The sequence below is a fragment of the Xanthomonas sp. LMC-A-07 genome (assembly GCF_030208825.1).
Classification (GTDB): Bacteria; Pseudomonadota; Gammaproteobacteria; order Xanthomonadales; family Xanthomonadaceae; genus Xanthomonas; species Xanthomonas campestris.
On record NZ_JARVTF010000013.1, the window covers coordinates 159,867 to 183,500 of the forward strand.

21 protein-coding genes and 1 tRNA gene are annotated in these 23,634 nt (G+C 67.1%); 8 read left to right on the forward strand and 14 right to left on the reverse strand.

The features are described from left to right. The first annotated feature begins 64 nt into the window (after positions 1 to 64). Both QRM89_RS14690 and phaR read left to right on the forward strand, forming a co-directional pair. Positions 65 to 805, forward strand: a complete 741-nt coding sequence (locus tag QRM89_RS14690) for a beta-ketoacyl-ACP reductase (protein WP_014507974.1) — start codon at positions 65 to 67, stop codon at positions 803 to 805. A gap of 159 nt (positions 806 to 964) precedes the next feature. Further along, positions 965 to 1,528, forward strand: coding sequence for a polyhydroxyalkanoate synthesis repressor PhaR (gene phaR, locus QRM89_RS14695; RefSeq protein WP_228424614.1), 564 nt, complete (start codon positions 965 to 967; stop codon positions 1,526 to 1,528). A 45-nt stretch (positions 1,529 to 1,573) separates the two neighbouring features. On the opposite strand, the gene QRM89_RS14700 is transcribed toward phaR, so the two are convergent. The 6 genes from QRM89_RS14700 to QRM89_RS14725 all read right to left on the reverse strand — a co-directional run bounded on the left by QRM89_RS14700 (position 1,574) and on the right by QRM89_RS14725 (position 9,231). Then, the gene (locus QRM89_RS14700) at positions 1,574 to 2,539 is read right to left on the reverse strand and encodes a TraB/GumN family protein (RefSeq protein ID WP_285448329.1); all 966 of its coding nucleotides are present in this window, start codon (positions 2,537 to 2,539) and stop codon (positions 1,574 to 1,576) included. Next, positions 2,539 to 3,477 (reverse strand): DUF1684 domain-containing protein, encoded by a 939-nt coding sequence (locus QRM89_RS14705; RefSeq protein ID WP_012438136.1) that lies wholly within the window; start codon positions 3,475 to 3,477, stop codon positions 2,539 to 2,541. Before QRM89_RS14705 ends, QRM89_RS14700 begins: the two co-directional genes overlap by 1 nt. Then, positions 3,477 to 5,351: a DNA mismatch repair endonuclease MutL gene (gene mutL, locus QRM89_RS14710; RefSeq protein ID WP_285448330.1), complete on the reverse strand. Its 1,875-nt coding sequence runs from the start codon at positions 5,349 to 5,351 to the stop codon at positions 3,477 to 3,479. Before mutL ends, QRM89_RS14705 begins: the two co-directional genes overlap by 1 nt. A 151-nt stretch (positions 5,352 to 5,502) precedes the next feature. Then, complete coding sequence (locus QRM89_RS14715; RefSeq protein ID WP_285448331.1) at positions 5,503 to 7,176, reverse strand: N-acetylmuramoyl-L-alanine amidase; 1,674 nt, start codon at positions 7,174 to 7,176, stop codon at positions 5,503 to 5,505. A gap of 70 nt (positions 7,177 to 7,246) precedes the next feature. Further along, positions 7,247 to 7,747, reverse strand: a complete 501-nt coding sequence (gene tsaE / locus QRM89_RS14720) for a tRNA (adenosine(37)-N6)-threonylcarbamoyltransferase complex ATPase subunit type 1 TsaE (protein ID WP_285448332.1) — start codon at positions 7,745 to 7,747, stop codon at positions 7,247 to 7,249. After that, on the reverse strand, positions 7,744 to 9,231 hold the full coding sequence (locus tag QRM89_RS14725; protein ID WP_285448333.1) for an NAD(P)H-hydrate dehydratase: 1,488 nt from the start codon (positions 9,229 to 9,231) through the stop codon (positions 7,744 to 7,746). The genes tsaE and QRM89_RS14725 overlap by 4 nt, the downstream gene beginning before the upstream one ends. Before the next feature lie 24 nt (positions 9,232 to 9,255). Here QRM89_RS14725 and queG point away from each other — a divergent pair, with 24 nt between their 5' ends. Together queG and xseA are read left to right on the forward strand one after the other, a co-directional pair. Continuing rightward, entirely contained in the window at positions 9,256 to 10,323 is a 1,068-nt protein-coding gene (queG, locus tag QRM89_RS14730) for a tRNA epoxyqueuosine(34) reductase QueG (RefSeq protein ID WP_285448334.1), read from the forward strand. 147 nt (positions 10,324 to 10,470) lie between these two features. After that, positions 10,471 to 11,811 (forward strand): exodeoxyribonuclease VII large subunit, encoded by a 1,341-nt coding sequence (xseA, locus tag QRM89_RS14735; protein WP_285448335.1) that lies wholly within the window; start codon positions 10,471 to 10,473, stop codon positions 11,809 to 11,811. A 48-nt stretch (positions 11,812 to 11,859) separates the two neighbouring features. On the opposite strand, the gene QRM89_RS14740 is transcribed toward xseA, so the two are convergent. Both QRM89_RS14740 and QRM89_RS14745 read right to left on the reverse strand, forming a co-directional pair. Next, complete coding sequence (locus QRM89_RS14740; RefSeq protein ID WP_285448336.1) at positions 11,860 to 13,107, reverse strand: virulence factor; 1,248 nt, start codon at positions 13,105 to 13,107, stop codon at positions 11,860 to 11,862. A 106-nt stretch (positions 13,108 to 13,213) separates the two neighbouring features. Further along, the gene (locus tag QRM89_RS14745) at positions 13,214 to 14,983 is read right to left on the reverse strand and encodes a formylglycine-generating enzyme family protein (protein ID WP_315968447.1); all 1,770 of its coding nucleotides are present in this window, start codon (positions 14,981 to 14,983) and stop codon (positions 13,214 to 13,216) included. A 205-nt stretch (positions 14,984 to 15,188) separates the two neighbouring features. Here QRM89_RS14745 and rnd point away from each other — a divergent pair, with 205 nt between their 5' ends. Then, a complete protein-coding gene (gene rnd, locus QRM89_RS14750; RefSeq protein ID WP_285448337.1) occupies positions 15,189 to 16,277 on the forward strand; it encodes a ribonuclease D in 1,089 nt (362 codons plus the stop codon). A gap of 89 nt (positions 16,278 to 16,366) precedes the next feature. Here the strand turns inward: rnd and ligD are convergent, their stop codons facing one another. Then, on the reverse strand, positions 16,367 to 18,916 hold the full coding sequence (ligD, locus tag QRM89_RS14755) for a DNA ligase D (RefSeq protein WP_285448338.1): 2,550 nt from the start codon (positions 18,914 to 18,916) through the stop codon (positions 16,367 to 16,369). 11 nt (positions 18,917 to 18,927) lie between these two features. Further along, the gene (locus tag QRM89_RS14760; protein ID WP_259174289.1) at positions 18,928 to 19,104 is read right to left on the reverse strand and encodes a DUF3606 domain-containing protein; all 177 of its coding nucleotides are present in this window, start codon (positions 19,102 to 19,104) and stop codon (positions 18,928 to 18,930) included. Positions 19,105 to 19,325: 221 nt separating this feature from the next. On the opposite strand from QRM89_RS14760, the gene QRM89_RS14765 reads away from it, so the two are divergent. After that, on the forward strand, positions 19,326 to 19,730 hold the full coding sequence (locus QRM89_RS14765) for an H-NS family nucleoid-associated regulatory protein (RefSeq protein WP_040941192.1): 405 nt from the start codon (positions 19,326 to 19,328) through the stop codon (positions 19,728 to 19,730). A 90-nt stretch (positions 19,731 to 19,820) separates the two neighbouring features. After that, positions 19,821 to 19,896 (forward strand) — tRNA-Ala (locus QRM89_RS14770). Positions 19,897 to 20,257: 361 nt separating this feature from the next. Here the strand turns inward: QRM89_RS14770 and QRM89_RS14775 are convergent. From QRM89_RS14775 to QRM89_RS14785, 3 genes are all read right to left on the reverse strand, one after another. Beyond that, complete coding sequence (locus tag QRM89_RS14775) at positions 20,258 to 20,518, reverse strand: hypothetical protein (protein ID WP_040941188.1); 261 nt, start codon at positions 20,516 to 20,518, stop codon at positions 20,258 to 20,260. Positions 20,519 to 20,600: 82 nt separating this feature from the next. Continuing rightward, on the reverse strand, positions 20,601 to 21,101 hold the full coding sequence (locus tag QRM89_RS14780; RefSeq protein ID WP_285448339.1) for a hypothetical protein: 501 nt from the start codon (positions 21,099 to 21,101) through the stop codon (positions 20,601 to 20,603). A gap of 414 nt (positions 21,102 to 21,515) precedes the next feature. Next, positions 21,516 to 21,689 (reverse strand): hypothetical protein, encoded by a 174-nt coding sequence (locus QRM89_RS14785; protein ID WP_172666318.1) that lies wholly within the window; start codon positions 21,687 to 21,689, stop codon positions 21,516 to 21,518. A gap of 317 nt (positions 21,690 to 22,006) precedes the next feature. Between QRM89_RS14785 and QRM89_RS14790 the strand changes: the two genes are divergently transcribed. Next, positions 22,007 to 23,083 (forward strand): diguanylate cyclase, encoded by a 1,077-nt coding sequence (locus QRM89_RS14790; protein ID WP_285448340.1) that lies wholly within the window; start codon positions 22,007 to 22,009, stop codon positions 23,081 to 23,083. Between the two features lie 39 nt (positions 23,084 to 23,122). Here QRM89_RS14790 and QRM89_RS14795 read toward each other — a convergent pair whose 3' ends face one another. Then, positions 23,123 to 23,632 carry a chemotaxis protein CheW gene (locus QRM89_RS14795; RefSeq protein WP_011037457.1) on the reverse strand — a complete coding sequence of 170 codons (510 nt, stop codon included), beginning with the start codon at positions 23,630 to 23,632 and terminating at the stop codon, positions 23,123 to 23,125. Positions 23,633 to 23,634: the final 2 nt, after the last annotated feature.

Consider the following 23,634-nt stretch of genomic DNA (forward strand, 5'->3'; position numbering starts at 1 on the left):
TTCGCCCTGACGCCTCCGCAGCGTCGCGGGCGCCGCCAGCCCTATCTGCTTATTGGAGTTGCGCATGACATCTCGCGTCGCGTTGGTCACCGGCGGCACCGGCGGTATCGGTACCGCCATCTGCAAGCGCCTGGCCGACCAGGGTCACCGGGTCGCCAGCAATTTCCGCAACGAAGAAAAAGCACGCGAGTGGCAGCAGCGCATGCAGGCCCAAGGCTACGAATTCGCCCTGTTTCGTGGGGATGTAGCCTCGTCCGACCATGCGCGCGCGCTGGTGGACGACGTGGAAGCCGCACTCGGGCCGATCGAAGTGCTGGTCAACAACGCCGGCATCACCCGCGACACCACGTTCCATCGCATGACCGCCGAGCAGTGGCACGACGTCATCAACACCAATCTCAATTCGGTGTTCAACGTGACCCGCCCGGTGATCGAAGGCATGCGCAAGCGCGGCTGGGGCCGGGTGATCCAGATCAGCTCCATCAACGGGCTCAAAGGCCAGTACGGCCAGGCCAATTACGCCGCAGCCAAGGCCGGCATGCATGGCTTCACCATCTCGCTGGCGCGCGAAAATGCGGCCTTCGGCATCACCGTCAACACGGTGTCGCCGGGCTACGTGGCCACCGACATGGTGATGGCAGTGCCGGAAGAAGTGCGCGCCAAGATCGTCGCCGATATCCCCACCGGCCGGCTTGGGCGGCCGGAGGAAATCGCTTATGCAGTGGCGTTTCTGGTGGCCGAAGAGGCTGCGTGGATTACCGGCTCCAACCTGGACATCAACGGCGGCCACCACATGGGCTGGTAACGTTTGCTGCAGATGAGCGGTGCAGCATGGAAATCCGTGTCAAATCATGCTGCGCAGCATTTTTTTCCCGTCTGCTTAAGAAAATAAGGCGTTCTGGCTGTTGCAAGCGCTGCTGCGGTGCGCCATCCTGCGCGCACTATCGTTGTGAGTGAACGTTCCATGGCCGGACTTCGCATCATCAAGAAGTACCCCAACCGCCGTCTCTACGACACGGAAATTTCCAGCTACATCACCATCGAGGATGTGCGCCAACTGATCATCGACGGCGAGGAGTTCGAGGTCCGCGATGCAAAAAGCGGCGAAGACCTCAGCCGCGCTGTGCTGCTGCAGATCATCGCCGACCAGGAACAGGACGGTGAGCCGATGCTCTCCACCCAGTTGCTGAGCCAGATCATCCGTTTCTACGGCGACTCCCTGCAGGGCTTCATGGGTAATTACCTGGAGCGCAGCATGCAGGTGTTCCTGGACCAGCAGCAGCAGTTCCGCCAGCAGATGGGCAACCTGCTCGGGCAGACGCCCTGGGCGATGATGAACCAGCTCACCGAGCGCAATCTCGAGCTCTGGCAGGAATTCCAGCGCAACTTCGGCGCCGGCTTCGGCCGCCCGGGTGGCCCTGGTACGCCGCCCACCCCGCCCGGCAGCAGCATGGGCAGCGGTCTAGGCAGCGGAACCAGCAGCAGCAACGCGACCGGCACCACCGGCAAGGCCCGCAATCGCGGCTGAGCCCTGACCGGCGTGGCGCAACCTGCGCCGCGCCCGGTCATCACGTCAGTGGCCGGCCTGCTCCGCGCAGGCCGTGCAGATCCGCTCCACGCGATACCCGCGTGCACGCAGACGCTCCACCACCCCGTCGCGACCCAGCAGGTGCAAGGCACCGACCACCACCAGCGTAGTGCCGCCCTGCTTGCCCAGCCGCTGCTCCAGACGCGGCACCCAGCGCGCATTGCGCTCGACGTTGATGTCCTGATACAGCGCGGGATACTGCTTGCGCATGTCTTCGGCCATTTGCGTGGTCAGCAGATGGACGTCACCACGGCGCCAGGCGTCGTGCAGCGCGTTGACCTGATCGGCGGCACCGGCCTCATCGAGGGTTTCGGCCAGCAGTTGCTGTTGTTCGGTCGCAGTCATGCTGTCGAGCAGGGCGATCTGTTCGTCCGCGCGCTCCAGGCCATCGGCCGGTTTGCCACGTGCCTGCGCCAGCTGCATCAGGTAATTGTCCAGCCCTGCATCGGCCTGCATGCCCTGGCGTCGCATCTCGGCCAGGCTGAGCGTCAGGGCGACAAACCACGGCTTCATCGGCTGCAGGCTCTCCAGCGGGATGCCGTGCTTGCGCGCCTGCGTGGCCAGTGCCTGCCAGGTCGGGGCTTCGAGCGCATCCTGCAAGCGCTTGCCATCGCTGCGGCGGGCGGCACGCAGCATCTTGGCCGCCAATTCGGGCGACTGCACATCGGCCGGCGGCAGTTCGAAGGTAAGCCGGTCGGCCTGCGCAAAGGCCTGCAGCACATCCGGCGACAGCGGGTAGTCGTCGGGCTTGAGCAGATGGAACGAGCCAAGCAGATACAGCGTGCCGCCATTGCCATCGACCTTCCACAGCAGCGGCACCGGCGGGCTGGCGGCAGCAGCGGCGCCACGGGCCGAGGCGGCAGCCGCTGTGCCGCCCCACAATGCAGCGATCGCCAGCAGGCCGGCGCAGGCGGGCAGCAGCGCGCGACGCGTCCGTGTCATCCAGCGCATCAATGCGCTGCCTTGTAGGCTTTTTCGCCCGCCGATACGGCTAGGTCGATGCGATTTTCCGGCGGTGGCAACGGGCAGGTCGCAAACGGCGTGAACGCGCACGGCGGGTTGATGGCGCGGTTGAAGTCCACCACCACGTGCCCGGAGGCGTCCGGGGCTTCCAGATCAAGAAAGCGCCCGGCCGAATAACTGCCGTGGCCGCTGGTGCGATCGGCGAACACCACGAACATCGGGCGACCCGGCTCGCCAATGGCTTCCAGCCGATAGGTCTTGCCATCGCGCTCGAACTCGATCGCACCGGCATTGGGCTGCTCGCTGCTGATGCCGACGATATCCACGATGGGAATGGTCTTGCCGACATTGTTGGGCACGTAGCGCGCCTGGATGCGCCAGGACGGATCGATGGGCCAGTACTCCAGCCCCGCAAACCCGGTGCGCGACGGCGCATCGGCATGCTTGACCCGCAGCGCGTAGCGATCGCCGCGGTGGATCAGGCTCAACACGCCCTTGCCGTCGTCGAAGCCGATCAGCGTTGGCTGCGGATCGACATCGGACTGGAAGCGGATCTTGCCGGTAAGCGGTTTGCCGCCGACGGTCAGTGCCGCGCCGCGCTCGGGCACGAACCACACCGCATCGCGCTCGCTGGACACCATGCCCATCTTGGGCGGCCCCACGGCCAGGCGGATACCGCTGTCGGCACTGCGGCCGATGTAGTGCGCCTTCAACGACAGCCAATGCAGGCCGACCAGACTGGTCCAGCCATCGGGCGCGCGCAGCTCGGTCAGGCGCGCCTCGCGCCAGGCGGCGTTATCGGCCAGAAACGTCTTGTCCAACGCCACTGGCGCCGGTGCGGGTGGTGCCTCGCGGCCACAGCCGAGCACACCTACCGCTACCAACATGCCGAGCAGCCAGCCCCTCCCCCTGTGCAGCACTGTCATCAACGTCCCCTCAGGAACCAGCGATCGATTTCGCCCAGCGTAAACCGGGCCCAGGTTGGCCGGCCATGGTTGCATTGGCCCGAGCGCTCGGTGGCCTCCATGTCGCGTAGCAAGGCGTTCATTTCCGGCACGCTGAGCCGGCGGTTTGCACGCACCGCGCCGTGGCAGGCCATGGTGGACAGCAACTCGTCGCGCGCGGTGGCGATGCGCCGGCTCTGGCCGTGCTCACGCAGATCGCCGAGCACATCGCGCAACAACGCTTCCGGGTCGGCGTTGGCGAGCAGCGCCGGAATGCTGCGCACGTGCAGCGATTGCGGGCCGCTGCGGGTGATCTCGAAGCCCAGGCTGGCAAGCGTATCGGCCTCGCGCTCGGCGGTTTCGGCCTCACGCTCGCCCACTGCCAGCGTCATCGGTACCAGCAGCGGCTGCGCATGCAGGCCAATGCTGTCGTGCGCCTGCTTGAGGCGTTCGTAGCCGATACGCTCATGCGCGGCATGCATGTCGACCACGATCAGGCCTTCGGCGTTTTCCGCGAGGATATAGATGCCGTGCAACTGCGCCACCGCGTAGCCCAATGGCGGCACTCCGCTGTCGTGCGCGGTCGCCGGCAAGCCGGTGCCGGACAGCACCGGTTGCCCGTCGTCGCGCAACGCGCTGCCGGCCGCAGGCGCATACAACGCGGCGTAGGCGGCGCGCGCCTCGTCCACGCGCAAACCCAGCGGTGCCTGCGACGGCGCCCAGCTTGCATAGCCGGAGCCACTGCCAGCGCCCGGGTACCCTGCACTGGCGCCAGCGACGTAGCTTCCGCCGCCCTGCACAGCACCGGCACCAATACCGAAGGCTGCCGACCCGCCGACGCCAACATCAGCGGGCAGCGCGCCGGCACGGGTTTGCGCAAGTGCGTCCTGCAGGGTGCGATAGACGAAGTCGTGGATCAGCCGCGCCTCGCGGAAGCGCACCTCGTGTTTGGCCGGGTGCACGTTGACGTCGACGCGCGCGGGGTCCAGCTCGAGAAACAGCACATACGCCGGCTGGCGCCCGTGGAACAGCACATCGCCGTAGGCCATCTTCACCGCGTGAGCCACGCTGCGATCACGCACCGAGCGGCCGTTGACGTAGAGATACTGCTGATCGGTACTGGCACGCGAGTAATGCGGCTGCGCTACCCAGCCGTGCAGGCGCAGGCCGGCACCGCTGTGGTCCACGCGCAACGCTTGGCGCGCGAAATCCTCGCCCAAGGTCTCGCCCAGCCGCGCGTCCGAATACAGATCGCCCGGCTTGTAGCGCCGCGACGGTTTGCCGTTATGCGAGACGCGCAATTCCACGTCCGGGCGCGCCAGTGCCAGCGAACGCAGCCACTCTTCGATATGGCCCAACTCGGTGCGCTCGGCGCGCAGGAACTTGCGCCGTGCCGGCACGTTGAAGAACAGCTCGCGCACCTCGACGGTGGTGCCCGGCGCATGCGCACGCGGCATCACCTCGCCCAGGCGCCCGCCTTCGATCTGCAGCGCGGAGCCATGCTCGGCATCCGGGCGACGCGAGGCCAGCGTAAAGCGGCTGACCGAGGCGATCGACGGCAAGGCTTCGCCACGGAAGCCCAGCGTGGCGACGGTTTCCAGATCATCCAGCGAGGCGATCTTGCTGGTGGCATGACGCGACACCGCCAGCGGCAGCTCTTCCGGCGCGATGCCGCCGCCGTTGTCGCGGATGCGGATCAGCCGCACGCCGCCCTCTTCCAGATCGATATCCACGCGCGTTGCGCCGGCATCGAGGGCGTTTTCGACCAGTTCCTTGACGACCGATGCCGGGCGCTCGACCACCTCGCCGGCAGCGATCTGGTTGATCAGGATTTCGGGCAATTGCCGGATCGCCATCAGCGGGCGCTCCCTGGCAGATGCGCTGCGCGCACGCACTGGCTGCCCGCATGGGCGAATGATGAAATCAAGGGGAAAAACGTCGGCACGGCCATCCGGCGGCGCCAGGCGCCGTCATCGAGGAATCAGTGCGGAATGATAGCCGAGCGGCTCAACGGCTGCCGCCGGCCACGGTGCCGACTGCGGCGTCGGCCTCGGCCTGCGCACGTGCCGCGAACAAGGTGCCCGGGGGCGGCTGACGGGTGAAGAATGTATCAATACCGTCCAGCACCGCGGAGGCGATCTTGCGTTGATACGCCGGATCGATCAGCCGGCGCTCTTCATCCGGGTTGGAGATGAAGGCCGTTTCCACCAGCATCGCCGGCATGTCGGAAGTGCGCAGCACCGCGAAATTGGCGCGTTCCAGCTGCGGCTTGTGATTGTTGCCGATGCGCTTCAAACCGCCCAGCACATGGCCTGCGGCGTCTTCGGATGCCTTCATGTGGCCGCTCTGGGCCAGGTCCAGCAATACGTTGGCCAGCGTGCTTTCGGTCTGCTGCAGGCGCACGCCACCGACGAGGTCGGCGGCGTTTTCCTTGTCGGCCAGCCAACGTGCGCGCTGCGACGACGCGCCCTTGGTCGACAGCACATAGACCGATGAACCTGTGGCACTGCGGTTCTCCGCGGCGTCGGCATGAATGGAGATGAAGATGTCGGCCTTGGCCGAGCGTGCCTTCTGCGCGCGCATCGGCAACGGAATGAACACGTCGGTATCGCGGGTCATATACGCCTTCATGCCCTGCGTGGCGTTGATCTGGCGTGCGAGCTCGCGGCCGATGGCCAGCGTGACGTCTTTTTCGCGCTTGCCGGTCGGGCCCATGGCGCCGGGGTCCTGGCCGCCGTGACCGGGATCGATGGCCACCACCAGCGGACGCATGCCGGGTGCCATCTTGACGCGCGATGCCTCGCTTGGCAGCAGCGGGCGCGGCGGTACATCGTCATTTTGCGCATCGGCGGCAGCCACACCGGCCGACGTCACAGCTGCGCCCTGCGGCGCGACCTGCGCCACGTTGCCACCGTTCAAGATGACCGCCGGCGACGGCGTGCCCGTGGCGATCGCGGTGCGGGTACCGCCGGTCGTGGCGGGCGCGCCTGATGCGGCAACCGTCCCGGGACGCGGAGTCGGCACGCCAGTAGCAATCGTCGTGGGCACCGGCGCAGGCGTCACTGTCGGCATTGCCGATGCAGGCACGGGTACCGGCGTGGGCGCTGCTGCCGGGGTTGGCGGTGGAAGCGCCGAGGCGCGCTGTGCGGAGGCCGCGAGCGCCGCAGTGGCACGTGCAGCTTCCGCCTGTGCATCCAGCGGACGTGTGGCAGGCACTGCGGCTGGCGGCGTTGCTGTTGCTGGCACAGCGCTCGATGTTGAAGCAACCGGCTTGGCCGGCGCGAAATCTCCGGGCCACTCGATCACCAGCGTCGAGGCGCTGCCCAGGGTCTGCATCTGCGGCTTCAGCGCGGTGACTGGCGTTGCCAGCTCGAACACGACCCGGAAGGTCCCCGGAACCGGCTGGCCGGTGCGCACCGACGTCACCAGCCCGGCGGCGGCCGGCAGCTTCAAGCCGCTCTTTGCCGAGGAGGCCGGGAAATCCACCACCAATCGATTGGGATTGGCCAGCGACAAGGTCTTAAACCCGCCGCTGCCGGCAAGTTGGATCTCTGCACGCGTGCCCGTGGCCCCGGTGCTGACATCCACCTGCTTGATTTCGCCTGCCCACGCACTAAAAACCGCCAGGCTCAGGCCGGCGGTCAGGGCAAAAGCAAAGCGATGGTGGCTCCCCTGGGTCATGGAGCCGGATTCAATCACCCGAACGCATGAATTGCAAGGCAATTTCCCTTAATAATCCATAACCTGGCGTTCATTCCTCTTGTGCGGCGGCAAAAAGCGCCCGCAACTCGTCCCGTGCTGCCAGCTCGTTCACCCATGCCTGCCCGCTTGGGCTTGCGCCGCGCAGGGTCAGCGCGCGTCCCTCCCCGGCCACTGCCAATTCGACCTCCAGATCCGCCGCAGGCAAAGCGCCAGCCCCGCGCTCCGGCCATTCGACCAGCCACAGAGTGGCACTGCCCTCGTCCAACCCGAGAAAATCCAGCTCCCCGGCGTGGCCGATGCGGTACAGATCCAGATGCCAGGCTTCGCCCCCGGCAGTCAGGGGATACCGTTCCACAAGCGTGTAGGTGGGGCTGCGAATCGGGCCGGTGACGCCGAGCGCGCGCAACAAGGCACGTGCCAGGGTGGATTTGCCGGCGCCCAGGTCGCCATGTAACTGCACCACGGCGGTGGCGGGCCGGGCGGCCGCCAGGGCCTGCCCGACCTGCTCGGTGGCATCGACGTCGGCCAGAAAGGCGTGCAGCGTGGTCATGCAATGGCTCCAGCGTTGGCCAGACGGCGTAGCGCCGGCAGCAGGTCGGTGGGAAGCAGGCCGCGCTCGCCGTCGGCGGCGGCAGCATCGCCGGCGCAGGCGTGCAGCAAGGCGCCCAGGCTGGCGGCATCGAAGGGCGCCCAGCCCTGGCCGAGCAAGGAGGCGATCACGCCGGTCAGCAGGTCGCCCATGCCGCCCACTGCCATGCCGGCATTGCCGGCGTCGATCAGGCGCGGCAAGCGATCTGGCGCAGCCACCACGGTGCCGGCGCCCTTGAGCACCACCACCGCATCAAAGCGCGTGGCCAGCGCACGCGCAGCGCCCAGGCGGTCGCGCTGCACCTGTGCGGTGGATTGACCAAGCAAACGCCCCGCTTCGCCCGGATGCGGCGTGAGCACGCGCGGACCCCGCGCAGGCATGGCGGTGGACGCGAGTAGGTTCAAGGCGTCGGCGTCGATGACGGTGGGCGTGGCCGATGCCAGCACACCGCCCCACAAGGCGCGCGCCCAGCTGTCCTGGCCTAACCCGGGGCCCAGAGCGACCGCATCGGCGGCCTCGGCTAGCGCGGTGATGTCGGCGTCGTCCTGTACCCCACGCACCATCGCTTCCGGGCAGCGCGCCAGCAGCGGCGCCACATGCTCGGCGCGGGTTGCCACCTGCACCAGGCCCGACCCGCTGCGCAGGGCTGCTTCAGTGGTCAGCATGATGGCGCCGCCGCTGCCGGCATTGCCGCCCACGCACAGCACACGCCCGGATTCGCCCTTGTGGGTATTGCGTCGGCGCGGCAGCAGATGCGCGGCCAGTGCATCACGCTCCCAGCGCTGCGCAACCGGTGCCAGGCCGTCGAATGCCGAGCCCGGCACCTCCAGCATGGCAAGGTCGCGCTCGCCGGCGTATTCCAGCGCATCGCCGGTGTACAGGCCCACATGCGGCACGATGAACTGCAAGGTCGCGGTGGCACGCACGGCGCTGCCGGGTGCGATGCCGCGATCGGCATCGATGCCACTGGGCACGTCCAGCGCCAGCACCGGCACGCTGGCGGCGTTGATGCCATCGAACAAAGCGCTCATCTGCGCATCGGGCGCGCGGTTGAGACCGATACCGAATACCGCATCCACCAGCACATCCGCATGCGCCAGCGCACACGGGAACAGCGCGATCGCACCGCCCACGGCCAGATAGTCCGTGCAGGCGCGTTGCGCCAGTTCGCTGGCTGGCCCTTGGTCGGGCAGATGCACGACCTGCACCTGGCGTCCGGCCCGGTGAGCCAACCGCGCCAGCACATAGCCGTCGCCGCCATTGTTGCCGGTGCCGCACACCACCACGATGCGGCGTGCGCGCGGCCAACGTTCCTGCAACCACTGCCAGGCGGCTTGCCCGGCGCGCTGCATCAGCGTGTAGCCGTCGCCGCCGAGCAGCGTGGTGGCCTGCGCGTCCAGCATGCGCGCGGCAGCGGTGTCGTAAAGAGCGAGCGGTGCATACATGCCGGGAATTCTATACTTGTCGCCATGTCCGCCGTCCTTGCCCGCCCCGACCCGACCGATGCCGCCGCGCGCATCCGCACGCTTGCGCGCGAGGCCGGCTTTCAGCGCTGCGGCATCACCGGCATCGAGCTGGGCGAGGACGAAGCGCACTTGCGCAGCTGGCTGGCCGAAGGCCTGTACGGCACGATGCACTGGATGGCGCAGCACGGCGACAAGCGCTCGCGCCCGCAGGAACTGGTGCCGGGCACCTTGCGGGTGCTGTCGGTGGGCATGGACTACGGCCGCAAGGACGACACCGAGGCCTGGGACACCTTGCACGACGGCCGCCGCGCGTACGTGGCGCGCTATGCGCTGGGGCGTGACTACCACAAGCTGATGCGCAGCCGGCTACAGAAACTGGCCGAGCGCATCCAGGCCGAGGTCGGCCCGTTCGGCTACCGTGTGTTCGTGGATTCGGCGCCGGTGCTCGAACGCGCCCTCGCCCGCAATGCAGGGCTGGGTTGGATCGGCAAGCACACCTGCCTGATCGACCGCCGCGGCGGCTCGTGGTTCTTCCTGGGCGAGATCTACCTGGACCTGCCACTACCCATCGACACGCCGGCCACCGCGCATTGCGGCACCTGCACGCGCTGTATCGACATCTGCCCGACCCAGGCCATCATCGCGCCGCACCGGCTGGATGCACGCCGCTGCATTGCCTACCTCACCATCGAGCACGACGGCGCAATTCCCGAAGACATGCGCAAGCCGATCGGCAACCGCATTTTCGGCTGCGACGACTGCCAGCTGATCTGCCCCTGGAACAAGTTCGCCCAACGCACCGACGAGCCGGATTTCCGCGCGCGCAACGATCTGGATGTGGCGACCCTGCCGCAGCTGTTCGCCTGGGACGAGGCCGAGTTCCTGCGCCGCACCGAAGGCAGCCCGATCCGCCGCAGCGGCCACGAACGCTGGCTGCGCAACATCGCCGTTGGCCTGGGCAATGCCCCCGGCAGCGAAGACGTGCTCGCCGCGCTGGAGTCGCGGCGCCATGACGACTCCGCCCTGGTGCGCGAGCATGTGGGCTGGGCGCTGGCGCAACACGGCCTGTAGCAGCGTTAGTGGAGCGCTGTTGCACGCGGGCACCGCTGGCGTGCGCGCCGCACTTGCTTCACCGTCCACACCTGATCGTTCGCCGCATCAGGCGCACCGCACGCAGCCGCTCACGCATTGCGTGCCCCGCTGCGGGATAATGCGGCGATGGCCGACCGCACCGAACAGATCCTCACTCCCAGCCAGCTCAACACGCTGGCGCGCGACCTGCTCGAAGGCAGTTTCCCCCTGGTGTGGGTAGAAGCCGAGCTGGGCAATGTCACCCGCCCCGCCTCCGGCCATCTGTATTTCACGCTCAAGGATGCGCGCGCGCAGATCCGCTGCGCGATGTTCAAGCCCAAGAGCACCTGGCTGAAGTTCCAGCCGCGCGAGGGGCTGCGCGTGCTCGCGCGCGGGCGCCTCACCTTGTACGAGGCACGTGGCGATTACCAGCTGGTGCTGGACCACATGGAAGAAGCCGGCGAAGGTGCGCTGCGGCGCGCGTTCGAGGAACTGCGCGCGCGGCTGGCCGCCGAGGGCGTGTTCGACGCAGAGCGCAAGCAGCCGCTGCCCGCGCATGTGCGCCGCCTGGCGGTGATCACCTCGCCCAGCGGTGCGGCCGTGCGCGACGTGCTCAGCGTGCTGGCGCGTCGCTTCCCGCTGCTGGAGGTGGAGATTTTGCCGTCGCTGGTACAAGGCGACAGCGCGGCTGCGCAGATCACTTCGCTGCTGCAACGCGCCGATGCCTCCGGCCGCTACGACGTCATCTTGATCACCCGCGGTGGCGGTTCGCTGGAAGACCTGTGGGCGTTCAACGACGAGCGCCTGGCGCGGGCGATCGCCGTAGCACACACGCCAGTGGTGTCGGCGGTCGGTCACGAGACCGATGTCAGCCTGAGCGACTTTGCCGCCGACGTGCGTGCGCCCACGCCCTCGGTTGCCGCAGAGTTGCTGGTGCCCGATCAACGCGAACTGGTGGCACGTGTGCGGCGCGCGCAGGCCCGGCTCAGCCAGCTGCAGCAGCACACGCTTGGCCAGGCGATGCAACACGCGGACCGGCTGGCGCTGCGCCTGCGCGCGCGCAGCCCGCAGGCACGCCTGCAGCTGCTGCAACGCCGCCAGGAAGACGCCGCACGGCACCTGCGTGCGCGCATGCAGCACATCCTGGAGCGGCTACAGGCACGTGTGCAGCGCGCGCAGGCCGGTGTGCAGTCACACAGCCCGCAGCGCCATCTGGCACCCCTGCAGCAACGCCTGCGCGCTGCACATCCGCAAGCGGCAATGCAGCGGCGCCTGCAACAGGATCACCTGCATCTGCGCGGCCTGGTGCGTTCACTGGAAGCCGTCAGCCCGCTGGCCACGGTGGCACGCGGCTATGCCATCGTCACCCGTCAGGCCGATGGCAGCGTGGTGCGCAGTGCCGCCGGATTGACCCAGGGTGATCGCCTGCGCGCACAGCTGGCCGATGGCAGCGTGACGGTCGTGGTCGACACCAGCGAGACCGGCTGACGCGCTCATCCAGGCACGCCGTGCAACATGCCTGCAGCTGCGCGGGCTTCACGCATGCCCCGGCAGTTGCGCCGCGCGCTGCCAGCCCTGCAGCAGGATGTCGGCCAGCGCACCCGGGTCACGGTCGAAGTGGTGGCCGCCAGGACGCGCAATGACCTCCACGCCACGCGCGCGCAGCTCCGGGCACAAGGTGTCCTTCTCCTGCTCGCCGTAGATGCATTGCAGCCGATGCGCATCGAGCGCCTGTAGCGCCGGGGCGATCGGGCGCTCGGCCTCGTTGTGCCAGCCCAGCCAACCGCCCACCCGCACCTTGAAGTCGGCTTCATGGGCCAGGCCCAGCAAGCCGACAAACTGCACCGCATCGCGGCGCGCCGCCGGCAGTTCGGGAAATGCGAATGGCAACACATCTGCACCGAACGAATAGCCCACCAAGGCCACGTGATGCGCATGCCAGCGCTGCTGGTAGGTGGCGATGATCCGGTCCAGATCCACACCCACCTGCTGCGGGGTGCGGCTGCCCCAGAAGTAGCGCAGGCTGTTGAAACCCACCACCGACACGCCCTGTTGCTGCAGGCGTGCAGCAATGTCCTTGTCCATCTCGCGCCAGCCGCCGTCGCCTGAGAGCAGCACGACCAGACGATCGCTGCCGGGCGCGTGCAGTTCCACCAGCGGCAGGTCGGCCAAGCCCTGCGCCTGTGCGGCCTGGAAATGGCCGCGCGTGGCGGCGGCGATCTGCGCCGGGCTGGCATCTTCCACCTGGGCATCCAGGAAGCCCTGGTTCGGGTCGGGCATGTCGTGCAGGCACGCCAACCCGGTGTCGGTGGCGTCGCCATCGGCCACCACGACGCCACCTAGCACATCCGGCGCGGCGTTGGCGACCGCCTGACGCGCCAGCAGCGCGCCATCGCCCTGCCCGACCAGCACCGGCGGCAGGAAGGCATCCACGTGCTCGGCGCGCAGCAATTTCTTGCCGAGCCGCTCGGCGTCGTCGGCCAGCGCACTGCAGGCAGCATGCCGGCTGCGCGCACGGGTGCGGTACCGCGCGGTGTCGACCACCGCGACCAGCGCGCCATCGTCGCTGAGCAGGTCGGCCAGTTGCTGCCCCTGCTCGGCGTGTGCGCTGTCCGGCAGCAGCACCACCATGGCCTTGGGCGTACCTTCCGGGCGCACCACTTCCACCGCGCCGTAGTTGCCGGCGGTGTTGCCGTCCTGCAGATGCCGGGCAACGGCATAGCCGCTGCCTGCAATGAACAGCAGCGCCACGATCCAGCGAAACAGTGTGATACCCCAGGTCATCGCGGCGGTCCTTGAAAACGCTGCGGCTTGGACCGGCGCAGGCCGCGCCCGGTTCCAGCCACGCGGTGGCGCCGTTTTCCGTGGTTAAGCCTGGCGCCGCGCCAGCCTAGATGCCGCGCGCCAGGCGGAAGCCGATGCGCGCACTGGTGGTGTCGGACTCTTGCGACAGCCGCCAGGCCGCGCGTGTCTGCAGCGGCGAATTGGCCCAGCTGCCACCACGTACCAGGCGCTGCCGGCAACCGGGGTTGAACCACGCGGCGCCGTCGGCCGGTGCGCGGCGGTAGCTGGCGTGCCAGCAGTCGGCCACCCACTCGCTCAGGTTGCCGCCCATGTCGTGCAGGCCCCAGGCATTGGCGCGAAAACTGCCCACTGGCGCCGGCCCCCAGAAGCCGTCGCCATAGCCGACAAAGCCGTTGTTCCAGTGCCGCCCGCTGCGCGAGACGTCGTTGCCGCCGGTGAAGTTGCCCGCATCGGGCGGCGGCACGCCCGGGTTACCCCACGGATAGCGGCCGGTGGTGCCGGCACGCAGCGCGTACTCGAACTCTGCTTCGCTGGGCAGGTGGTAGTGGCGGCCGGTCTGTTCGGACAACCACGTCGCATAGGCTTCGGCGTCGCGGATGCTCACATGCATCACCGGGCTGTTGGGGGCGGCCTGGGCGCCGTTGTAATCCGATTGCCAGTCCACCCCGCTGCGGCGAATGAAGTTGCCGCTGCGCTCGTCGTAGACCACCGAATGGCCGCGCCGTGTTGCGCGCGGCCGCGCCTTGGTCGCTTCCACGAACTGGCGGAACTCGGCCACGGTGACTTCGGTGATGGACATCGCGAACCCGCGCGCAAAGCGTACGTAATGCGCCGGGCGTTCGTTGTCCGATGCGCCCGGCTCATAGTCGCCTGCGCCCATGCGGAACGCACCATGTGGCACCACGATCATCTGCGGGCCGCGGCCGCCGACCTTCAGGCCATCGGTGAACACCTGGCCGGGACGAAAACTGCCGTAGTGCGTGGCCAGTTCCAGCCGCCGCCGCAGATCGCCGGCCACCGGGTCGCCGGGATCGGCAATGCGCAGCACCTCGGCCAGTTTTTCGCCGGCCGGCTTGAGCCCGCGCGGGGTGGTCAGGTCACGCAGGCCGGCATCGCGCAGCGCGGCGATCTGCGCGCGCCGCATGCGCTCGATACGCGCACGTGCATCGGCAATGGTCGGCGCGCGCTCGCGCACCTGGCCGGCCATCTGCAACCAGTAGCGCGCCGCCACGAAGTTGGCAGTCTCGGCGGCCTGTTCGGCACGCCGCAGCAAGGCGCTTTCCACTGCGGCCAGGCCCTGGCGTGTGCGCGGGTTGTCTGGGTCCAGCTGGGCGGCATCGCGGAAGTTCACCAGCGCGCCGTTGCCGTCTTCGCCCAGACGCCCGTTGCGCAGATCGTCCTCGCCGGCGCGATTGAAGCCGAGCACGCGCTGGGCCGTTTCCACTTCGAGCTGCAGCGCGCGCACCTTGGGATCTTCCGGCGCCAGGGCCAGTGCCACGATCGCCAGCTCGCGCGCCTGCTCCAGTGCGTTGTCCTGACGGTCGGTCTGCTCGACCAGCGCATGGCCGCGCTCAAGCAGACGCTGCCGTGCCTGCTCCAGGCCACGTCGGCTGACCGCATCCTTGCCCTGGCTGCGTTGCTGGATCGCCAGATACAGCGGAATGGCATCGTCGGCGCTGCGGTAGAGGCGATCTTCCTTCAACGCCTCGGCGGCGCGCTGGCGCACTTGCGCCAGCGGCGTCTCGCCCAGGTCCACCGGTGGTGGCTGCCACTGCGCAACGGTCTCGGCGGATTCTTCGCCACCAATGGACACGCGCGGTGCGGTGGCCGGCGCTGCGCTGGCAGTGGCGGCCACGCGCGGCTTGGTAACCGCCGCGGGCGTAGCTGTCGGCTCGCGTGAGCACGCGCCGGCACAGAGCGCGACCAGCGCCCATGCTGCGATCCGATTGCCGCACTGACCCACACCCACTCCTTGCCCGGCACTGCCCCTTCGGCAGGCGATCGCGACGTTAGGCTATTCTGCGCGCTCTACGCAAACCCTTGCTGTCGACGGAAATCACGTGCCCCATTGGATCACCCACCCCTCCGAATTGACCGAACGCCTGCAATTGCGTCCGTCCCGCATTGGCCTGGATACCGAATTCATTCGTGAGCGCACCTATTGGCCGCAACTGGCGCTGGTGCAGATGGCGATCGGTGAGGAAATCCTGCTGATCGACCCGTTGATTCCGGGCATGACCGATGCACTGAAAGACTGGCTGATCGCGCCGGACATCGTCAAAGTGATGCACAGCGCCAGCGAAGATCTGGTCACCTTCAAGTGTGCCTGCGGCGTGCTGCCGCGGCCGTTGTTCGACACCCAGATCGCGGCCGCACTGGCCGGCGTCGGTGGCGGCATGGGCTATCAGAAACTGGTACAGGAAATCACCGGCACCCTGCTCACCAAGGGCGAGACCCGCTCGGACTGGATGCGCCGCCCGCTCTCACCCGCACAGCTGGAATACGCTGCCGACGACGTGCGCTACCTGTTTGCCATCCACGACGCGCTCACCGCCAAGCTAACCGCGCAAGACCGCTTAGGCTGGCTGGCCGAAGATGGCGAGCGCTTGCTCGGCACAGTGGAGCACGACGATGGCGACCGTTGGCCGCACGTGAGCCTGCGCACCGCACAGTTCCTGGAACCGGCCGCACAGCGCCGCCTGCTGCGCCTGTTGCGCTGGCGCGACCTGCAGGCACGGCAGAGCGACCGCCCGCGCAGCTGGATACTCGACAACGAACTGGCCAGCCAGCTGGCGCGCTTCCCGCCAGCGGATCTGGACGCACTGATGCGCCAATTCGACAAATTCCCCAAGGCCCCGCGCAAGCTCGCCAACGCGGTCTGGGAGGCGCTCAACACGCCCTTGCCCGACGAAGACCACGCCCCGCTGGCGCAGGCCTCCACCGATGGCAACAAGGCCACGCTCAAGCGCCTGCAGGACGCAGTGACGCAGCGCAGCCGCGAGCTCGAACTGCCGGACGGCATCCTCGCCTCGCGCCGCCATCTGGAAACCCTGATCGAGCAGCGCAGCTGGCCGGCCGCGCTCGGGCAGTGGCGACGCGAGGCGCTGGAGGCAGATCTGCTGCCGCTGCTGGATGCGGCAACGCCCTGAGCGGCGTGTTTGCGCACGCTTGCGGCGTAACTGCGGCGGCGTGCGGCAACAACGCATCCGGCGTGCTCTGTGAGAATGGAGCCCGTGCCTCAGCCCTGGTCCGCCCAGCGCGCCAAGTTCTGTTGAATGCTGGCGATATCTGCCCAAGGGTCCTTGCGGCGGCGACGCAACTTGTCTGGGACATCGCGCAGGGTGAAAGCATTGGCGCGATGCAGCTTGGCCAAATCTGACCACGGCAGCGGCAATGCCACCGGTGCGCCCGGGCGGCCGCGCAGCGAATACGACGCCACTGCAGTGGCACCACGCCCATTGCGCAGGTAATCGACAAAGATGCGTTTGTTGCGGAAGCGCTTGGTTGCCGTGGCCACGAAGCGGTCCGGCTCGGATTGCGCCAACGCGTCGGCAAAGCCTTTGGCAAAGCGCTTGGTCAGCTCCCAATCGCAGCCTGGGTTCAAGGGCACCACTACATGCAGGCCCTTGCCACCGGAGACGCGCAGAAACGATTCCAGTTCCAGCTGCGCCAACAGCTTGCGGATATCGGTGGCGGCCCGTTTGACCTCGGCAAATGGTACATCCGGGCCTGGATCCAGATCGAACACCACGCGGTCAGCCATATCCGGCCGCGCGGCATGCGAGCCCCAGGGGTGGAATTCCAGCGCATTGAACTGCACCAGTTCCAGCAGCCCGGGCGCATCCTCGACCACCAGATAGTAGGCATTGCTGCCGGCTTCTTCCTTCAACCGTACCGAGCTCACCCGCTCCAGCCCGGCGGTGTGATGCTTCTGGAAAAAGCACGGTTTTTCCGCACCGTTGGGGCAACGGATGATCGACAACGGCCGCCCCACGATCTCTGGCAGCAGGTGATCCATCACCGCGTGGTAGTAATCCCAGACATCGCCCTTGGTGGCACGGATATCTGGGTAGATCAGCTTGGTCGGGCTGGACAGCGTGGGCTCGCCCAGCGCGGGCGCCTGCTTGCTTGCACGCTTGCGCCCGCGCGCGGGAGTGTCGGCCACGTCAGCCTGAGCGGGACTGAGATCCCCCGTGTCGCTGTCGGCCAGGTCGGCGATGTCCTTGTCCAGACGCACCGCCTTGAGCGAGGCCTGGCGCAACAGCTGCTGCCCACCGATGCCGCGATAGAACACCTCCACCACGAACCGCGGTGCAAACCAGGTGGCGCCGCGCAGATCGGTGTCCTCGGTGGGGATATGCGCGGTGGGCCGCTTGCCGCCCCCGTGCAGGTGCTGGGTCACTTCCTGCATCAACGTATCCGAAAAGCCCGAACCAACCCGCCCCGCATACATCCAGCCGTGCTGCGGATCTGGCGTGGCCAGTAGCAGCGAGCCGAAGCCGGTACGGCTGCCCTTGGGCGCGGTATAGCCGACGACCGCATATTCCTGGCTGGCCAGCTGCTTGGTCTTGCGCCAATCATCGCTGCGACCGCCGCGGTATGGCCGGTCGGCACGCTTGGAAATGATGCCCTCGAAGTGCTGCTCGCCGGCGACCCGGAACGCCTCCGGCCCATCGCCCTCCACATGCGAGCTGTAGGCCAAGTGGCCGGCGGGCGCATTCGCCAGGACCTGCTGCAAGAGCTGCTTGCGTTCGCGGAGCGGTGCCTCGCTGATCTCCACGCCATCGATGTGCAGCAGGTCGAACACCGCCAGCGCCAGCGGCACCTGGCGTTCGCCCGACAAGGTCGCCTGCAGCAGGTTGAAATCCTCCTTGGTGCCACGCCCGGCGATCAGCTCGCCATCCAGCCGTGCCGAGCGCAGGTTGAGCGCCTGGATCGCATCGCGGATGTCGGGAATCTTGTCGGTCCATTCCAGCGCATTGCGCGACCACAGCCGTACCTGACCATCGGTCACCGTGGCCAGGATGCGATAACCGTCCCACTTGATTTCATGCACCCATTGCGCCCCGTCCGGCGGCGCCTGCCCAAGCTTGGCCAACTGCGGTGCGAAGGCGGCATCGTCGATGTCGCCGCGCCGCGCGTACGTGAGTTTCAACGCGGCGTTGGTCCAGGCGTTACGTGCACGCGCCCGTGGCACAGGCACGGTAGTGAGTGCCTTGCGTTGGGCCTTGCCGGCCCCGGCGCGACGTACATCCTCTGCTGGCGCGGCAGCCACATCGGCCAGCAGATCGTCGGCTTCCAGCGTGCCGGCATAGGCGTCGTCTTCCTTGAACAGCAACCACTGCGGCTGGCGGGCCGGCTTGCTCGAGCGCACCAGGTGCCAGCCGCCCTTGAGCTTGCTGCCGAACAACTCGAAGCGCAGGTGGCCCTTGGCCAGCTGCGCTTCCGGGTCACCGGCGGTGGCCCAGACCCCATGATCGAACTGTGCCACGTGGCCACCGCCGTATTCGCCCTTCGGAATCTCGCCCTCGAAACCGGCGTAGTCCACCGGGTGGTCTTCCACCTCTACCGCCATGCGCTTCACTGCCGGGTCGTAGCTTGGCCCCTTCGGCACCGCCCAGCTCTTGAGCGCATCGCCCACCTGCAGACGAAAGTCGTAGTGGCGCCGGCTGGCGTGGTGCAGTTGCACCACGAAGATCGCCCGCTGGCCCTGCGGCAGCAGCTTGCCTGGCTCCGGCTCGCGGGTCTTGTCGAAGCTGCGCTTGCGGCGATATTCGCTCAGGCTCATGCAAGCCGGGCCTACTTGCCCAGGTGCTGGCGCACCTTGGCGGCCACTGGCCCCACCGCATCCACGGCCGCGCGCAGTTCGTCGGCGCTCACGCCAAGGGCCTCGGTCCAATACTGCAGTTCGTAGGCTTCGTGCACATTGATCCGGTCACGATCCGGCGTGCCGACATTGCGGGTGTCATCACTCATGGCATGCTCCTGTATTGTTGCGGTTGGGCCTGCCAGCAGACGCGATGCGTCTTGCAGCAGGCGCAGCACGACAATGCGAAAGCGTCCGGCCAGACCCCGTGAACGGCCCGTTTAGCGCATGTGTAAAGCCGTGTCCGTGCAACGACCATCCACGGACCAGTGCCATAATGGCGCGCGCCCATCGGGCGGTGTCTCCACTCTTATTCCGAGGCCATACCTCTGTGAGCAATACTTCTTCGAAACTGGATTCCATCGCGCAAGCCAAAGCCAAGCTGCTGGACGAGCTGCAGAAGCTGGAAGAACAGGAAAAAACCGAGCGCGCCAGTGAGGCATCCTCAGCACATGCCACCATCGTGTCGCTGCTCGAACAGTTTGCCGGCCACTTCAACACCAAGCAGCGCAACGACATTGCTGCCTACCTGGGCACCACCACCGCCGCCCGCAAGGACGTGGTGAAGACCGGCCGCAGCGAAGTGCGCCCGAAGTACGAGCTTCCCGGCACCGGCGAGACCTGGTCTGGCCGCGGACGCACGCCGAAGGCCTTCGCTGCATGGGAAGGCACGGAGTCGTACAAGGAATGGAAGGCCAAGAACCCCGACCTCAAGTTCCCGCTGATTCGCGAGTAATCAGACCACCGGCCGCATCCCCCCGATGCGGCCAGCCACGCAGGCAGCCCTTGGCGAACCGCGTGGCATGTGGTTAGAATCGAGTCACGTGGGGCGGTAGCTCAGCTGGGAGAGCGTCGCGTTCGCATCGCGAAGGTCGAGGGTTCGATCCCCTTCCGCTCCACCAGATAGCACCCCGAACGGGATGGAAGAAGGCCGGAAACCCTGCTGTAGGACGGGTTGACCGGCCTTCTGCATTTTTGGCCGGAGCGGATCGTTTCGTTGAAACGCGCGAGACAGTGGGGGCATATCTGGGGGCACTTGTGCCCAGACTCAGATTCAAACGCCGCCACTCTCCGACTTCTCTATTTGTCGCGTCAACTTGGCGCTGAAGACCACGAGAGTGTTGGCAGACCGTATCTGGAGCTATTAGCAGCCGGCGGCTGCTAGTAGCGACTGGATGAAATATCGGTTCTGTGGCAAGAAGATCTGGAACTCGGGGTGACGGTGGCGCTGATGCTAGCGCGCACCGCAATCACCGGGCCGCATCACGCCACGCGGTAACCGGCCGGATCCAGGAACTCCGCCAGGCAGCGGCCAAGCTGCATTGCCTGGGCCCGCGCATCGCCGCGATAGCCGGCCTTGCCAGCTTCTTCAATCGTGGCGACCGCCGATGACAGATCGCGATGGTAGACATACGCCGTGGAGCTCCACTGCGGGTCGCCCGGCGCCTGGAACTCGACCGTTTCGACGCGGAACTCGCCGCAATGACCATGCAGCACGGTGCGTTGTAGGGTGCGCTGTTTCATGCGCTGCAGTATCGCAGTGGGCATCTGACGAACACGTGTGGGCCGACGCATGACCGCGTGCAGCCGCATCAACAGCGCGCTGTTAGACATTGCGCCAGCGCGGAGGCTCTTGCCTGTTGCGGACACCAGCATTCAGCAACTGCGCTGCCTGTACGCCCGCCTGCATTCCCTGGCGGCGCGCCTCCATGCGATCAGCACTACAGCCCACATCGGGTAAGACCCGGATTGCGTCTGCCTCATCGCCGTGGTGGATGTACGCCGTGGACGTCCATTCGTTGGCGCCCAGGCGTTTGGCTTCGACCGTAGTCACACGGAAAACACCGACGTAGCCGTGGAATGGCATAGAACAAGGGTTGTATGGCCCAGCTGCTATTTTTCTTACGGCGTGGCGCTCGATCAACCCTTCAGCGCGCCAGCGGATGAACACCTTTGAATTTGTGATGGAACTGCGCTGCTCGGTGGCGAGTAATCGCGAGCGATGTAGCAGCGCCGTGAGTGCCCCAGCACAGTCCTCTCTGCAGCGCGTCTCGGGTGAATGATGTGCGACCGCAATCTTGCCAGCCACGTGGAACGAGATGCACATGCATCTAGTGATACCGATGCACCTGACTTGGTTTAGAACCCGCAGTCAGGCGTCGCAAACGGCGACGTCCCAAACATGCTGCTGCAAGCGAGGATCACTGGTCGCCCATTAAATTCAACTGCAGACACGGCGACGTCATGTGTCTGACGCGCCGCACAACCGCAGCGTTGATGGCCAACTGCACTGCTTAAAGCGCGGCAGTCGGTAGTCGGTAGTCCACCAGAGTGCTGACGACCGCGTCGGATTCACGGCATCCGCAGCATCGAAATCGTGCAGCAGGATCGGACCTGTCGTTGATCTCTTGCACTGCAGCCAAGCGCTACACCGTGGCGCACTGGCAACACCGATGGTGGAAAGCAGCGCGCCTCGCGGCGCACCGCTCACAACCTGCCGCGCAACCAGATCGGCGTGCAGCTATGTGCCCTGCTCGTCGCTGGGCTTGGGGCGGCGGCTTTCGGTATCGCGGATCTGCTGATCGGTCTGGCCGGGGCGCTGCTTGGCCGTTTCGTCCTGCTTTCTATCCTGCTGGCCTTCCAGTTCGCCATGCTGACTGTCGGGTTCGTTTTCACGCGGTGTGTGGTCGGGCATCATCTGGGCGACTCCGTTGAAAGATTGCAAACGAACGTTAGCGCTGCGCACGTGATGTGCGCGCCACGACGGACGGCGCCTATTGACGCGGTTTGAAGTTGATCGCACGCGATGCCTGTGCATGGCGCGAGGCCACGTTCCGCACCGCGCGGTGCGCAGGCCACATTCGGGAGATCAAATGCCCACGCGGCGCCACGTGCAAGCCAACGAGTGTGGCAAGATCGGCGAGCAGCACCACGCGCGCCAGCGCTTGCCGCCCGATGACAACCAGTCATTCCTATTCGCGCCCCTGCGGGCACCTGCCGGTACCACGCTCTATGCAGACCCCCGACGCGCCGTCGCTGAATCTGGCCCACGCCACGCTGCTGTCCGGCAATGCGCTGGCTGCTTTGGGTGCACCGCCACCGGCCAACGAAGACGACCGTCTGGCCGCGCTGCGCAGCTACGACATTCTCGACACCGCGCCGGAGCCGCGCTACGACGACATCACCGCCGCGGCCGCGCAGCTGTGCCGCACGCCGATGGCGTTGATCTCGCTGATCGACCAGGACCGCCAGTGGTTCAAGTCGCGCGTGGGCATGCAACCTACCGAAACACCGCGCGACCTGGCGTTCTGTGCGCACGCCATCCTGCAGCCCGACCAGATGATGGAAGTGGGCGACACGTTTGTGGACCCACGCTTCGCGCGCAACGCGCTGGTGACAGGCGGGCCACAGATCCGCTTCTACGCCGGTGCACCGCTACTGACGTCCGACGGCGTGGCGCTGGGCACCTTGTGCGTGCTCGATCGCGCCCCGCGCACCTTGTCGGACGCCGAGCGCACTGCATTGCAGGCGCTGGCCCGCCACGTCGTCACCACCATCGAACTGCGCCAGGCCGCGCGTCTGCTGGAAGGCGATGCCCTACGCGACCCGCTCACCGATCTGTGGAACCGGGAGGGTCTGGAACATGTGCTGGAAGACGCTGCGCCGGTGGCAAAGCAACACGGCCTGGCATTCGTGCTGATCGAGATCGACGGCTTCAAACGGCTCAAGCTGCAGTTCGGCAGCGACGCTGCCGACGCTACACTCGTGCAGGCCGCACGTTGTATCGAGACCGAGCCGCAGGAACCCGGCGGTGTCGCGCGCATCGGCGCAGCGCACTTTTGCATGGTGCTGCCCGGCGCAGACAGCGCGCAGGCGCTGGCGAGCATGCAGCGCCTGCAAGCCATGATTGCCGCCGCGTCCTGGCCGGCCGACACCATCAGCATCACCGCCGGGCTGGTCTGCGCCGCGCCTGGCGAGCCATTGGACAGCCATGTCTTGATGGCGCGTGTCCGCCACGCCTTGCTCGGTGCCACGCGTGCGGGGCGCAATTGCGTGCAGTGCTTCGATGGTTGGCAGACCGACCGCTGATCAACGCCTCACCGCCGCAGGCGCTTCGTTTCGCGGATTTCAGGCCGCCAGCACGTCGGTTTCGCCAGCAATCTCATCCACTCGCAACACCTGCTCCATCTCCAGTAGCACGACGAAGCGCTCGCCCACCTTGCCCATGCCGCGCAGCAGATCGCGGCGGATGTGCGTGCCGAACGACGGCGCTGCTTCGATGTCGTGATCGGCCAGCTCGATCACCGCATTGACCGCGTCCACCAGCACACCGATCACCTGCGGCCCCTGTGCCTGCTCGGTGGCCAGAATCACGATGCAACTGCGCTTGCCGATGCTGCTGTCGGCACGTCCCAGCCGTGCCTGCAGATCCACCACCGGCACCACCGCGCCGCGTAGGTTGATCACGCCGCGTACGCAGGCCGGCATCGATGGCACCGGCGTGGGCGCACGGTACTGGATAATCTCGCGAATGCCGAGAATGCTGGTGGCAAACGTCTCGCCGTCCAGCTGGAAGGTCAGATACTGGGCTGCAGCATCGGCATCGCCCAGCAGCGCATCGGGTGTCAACGCATCCATCG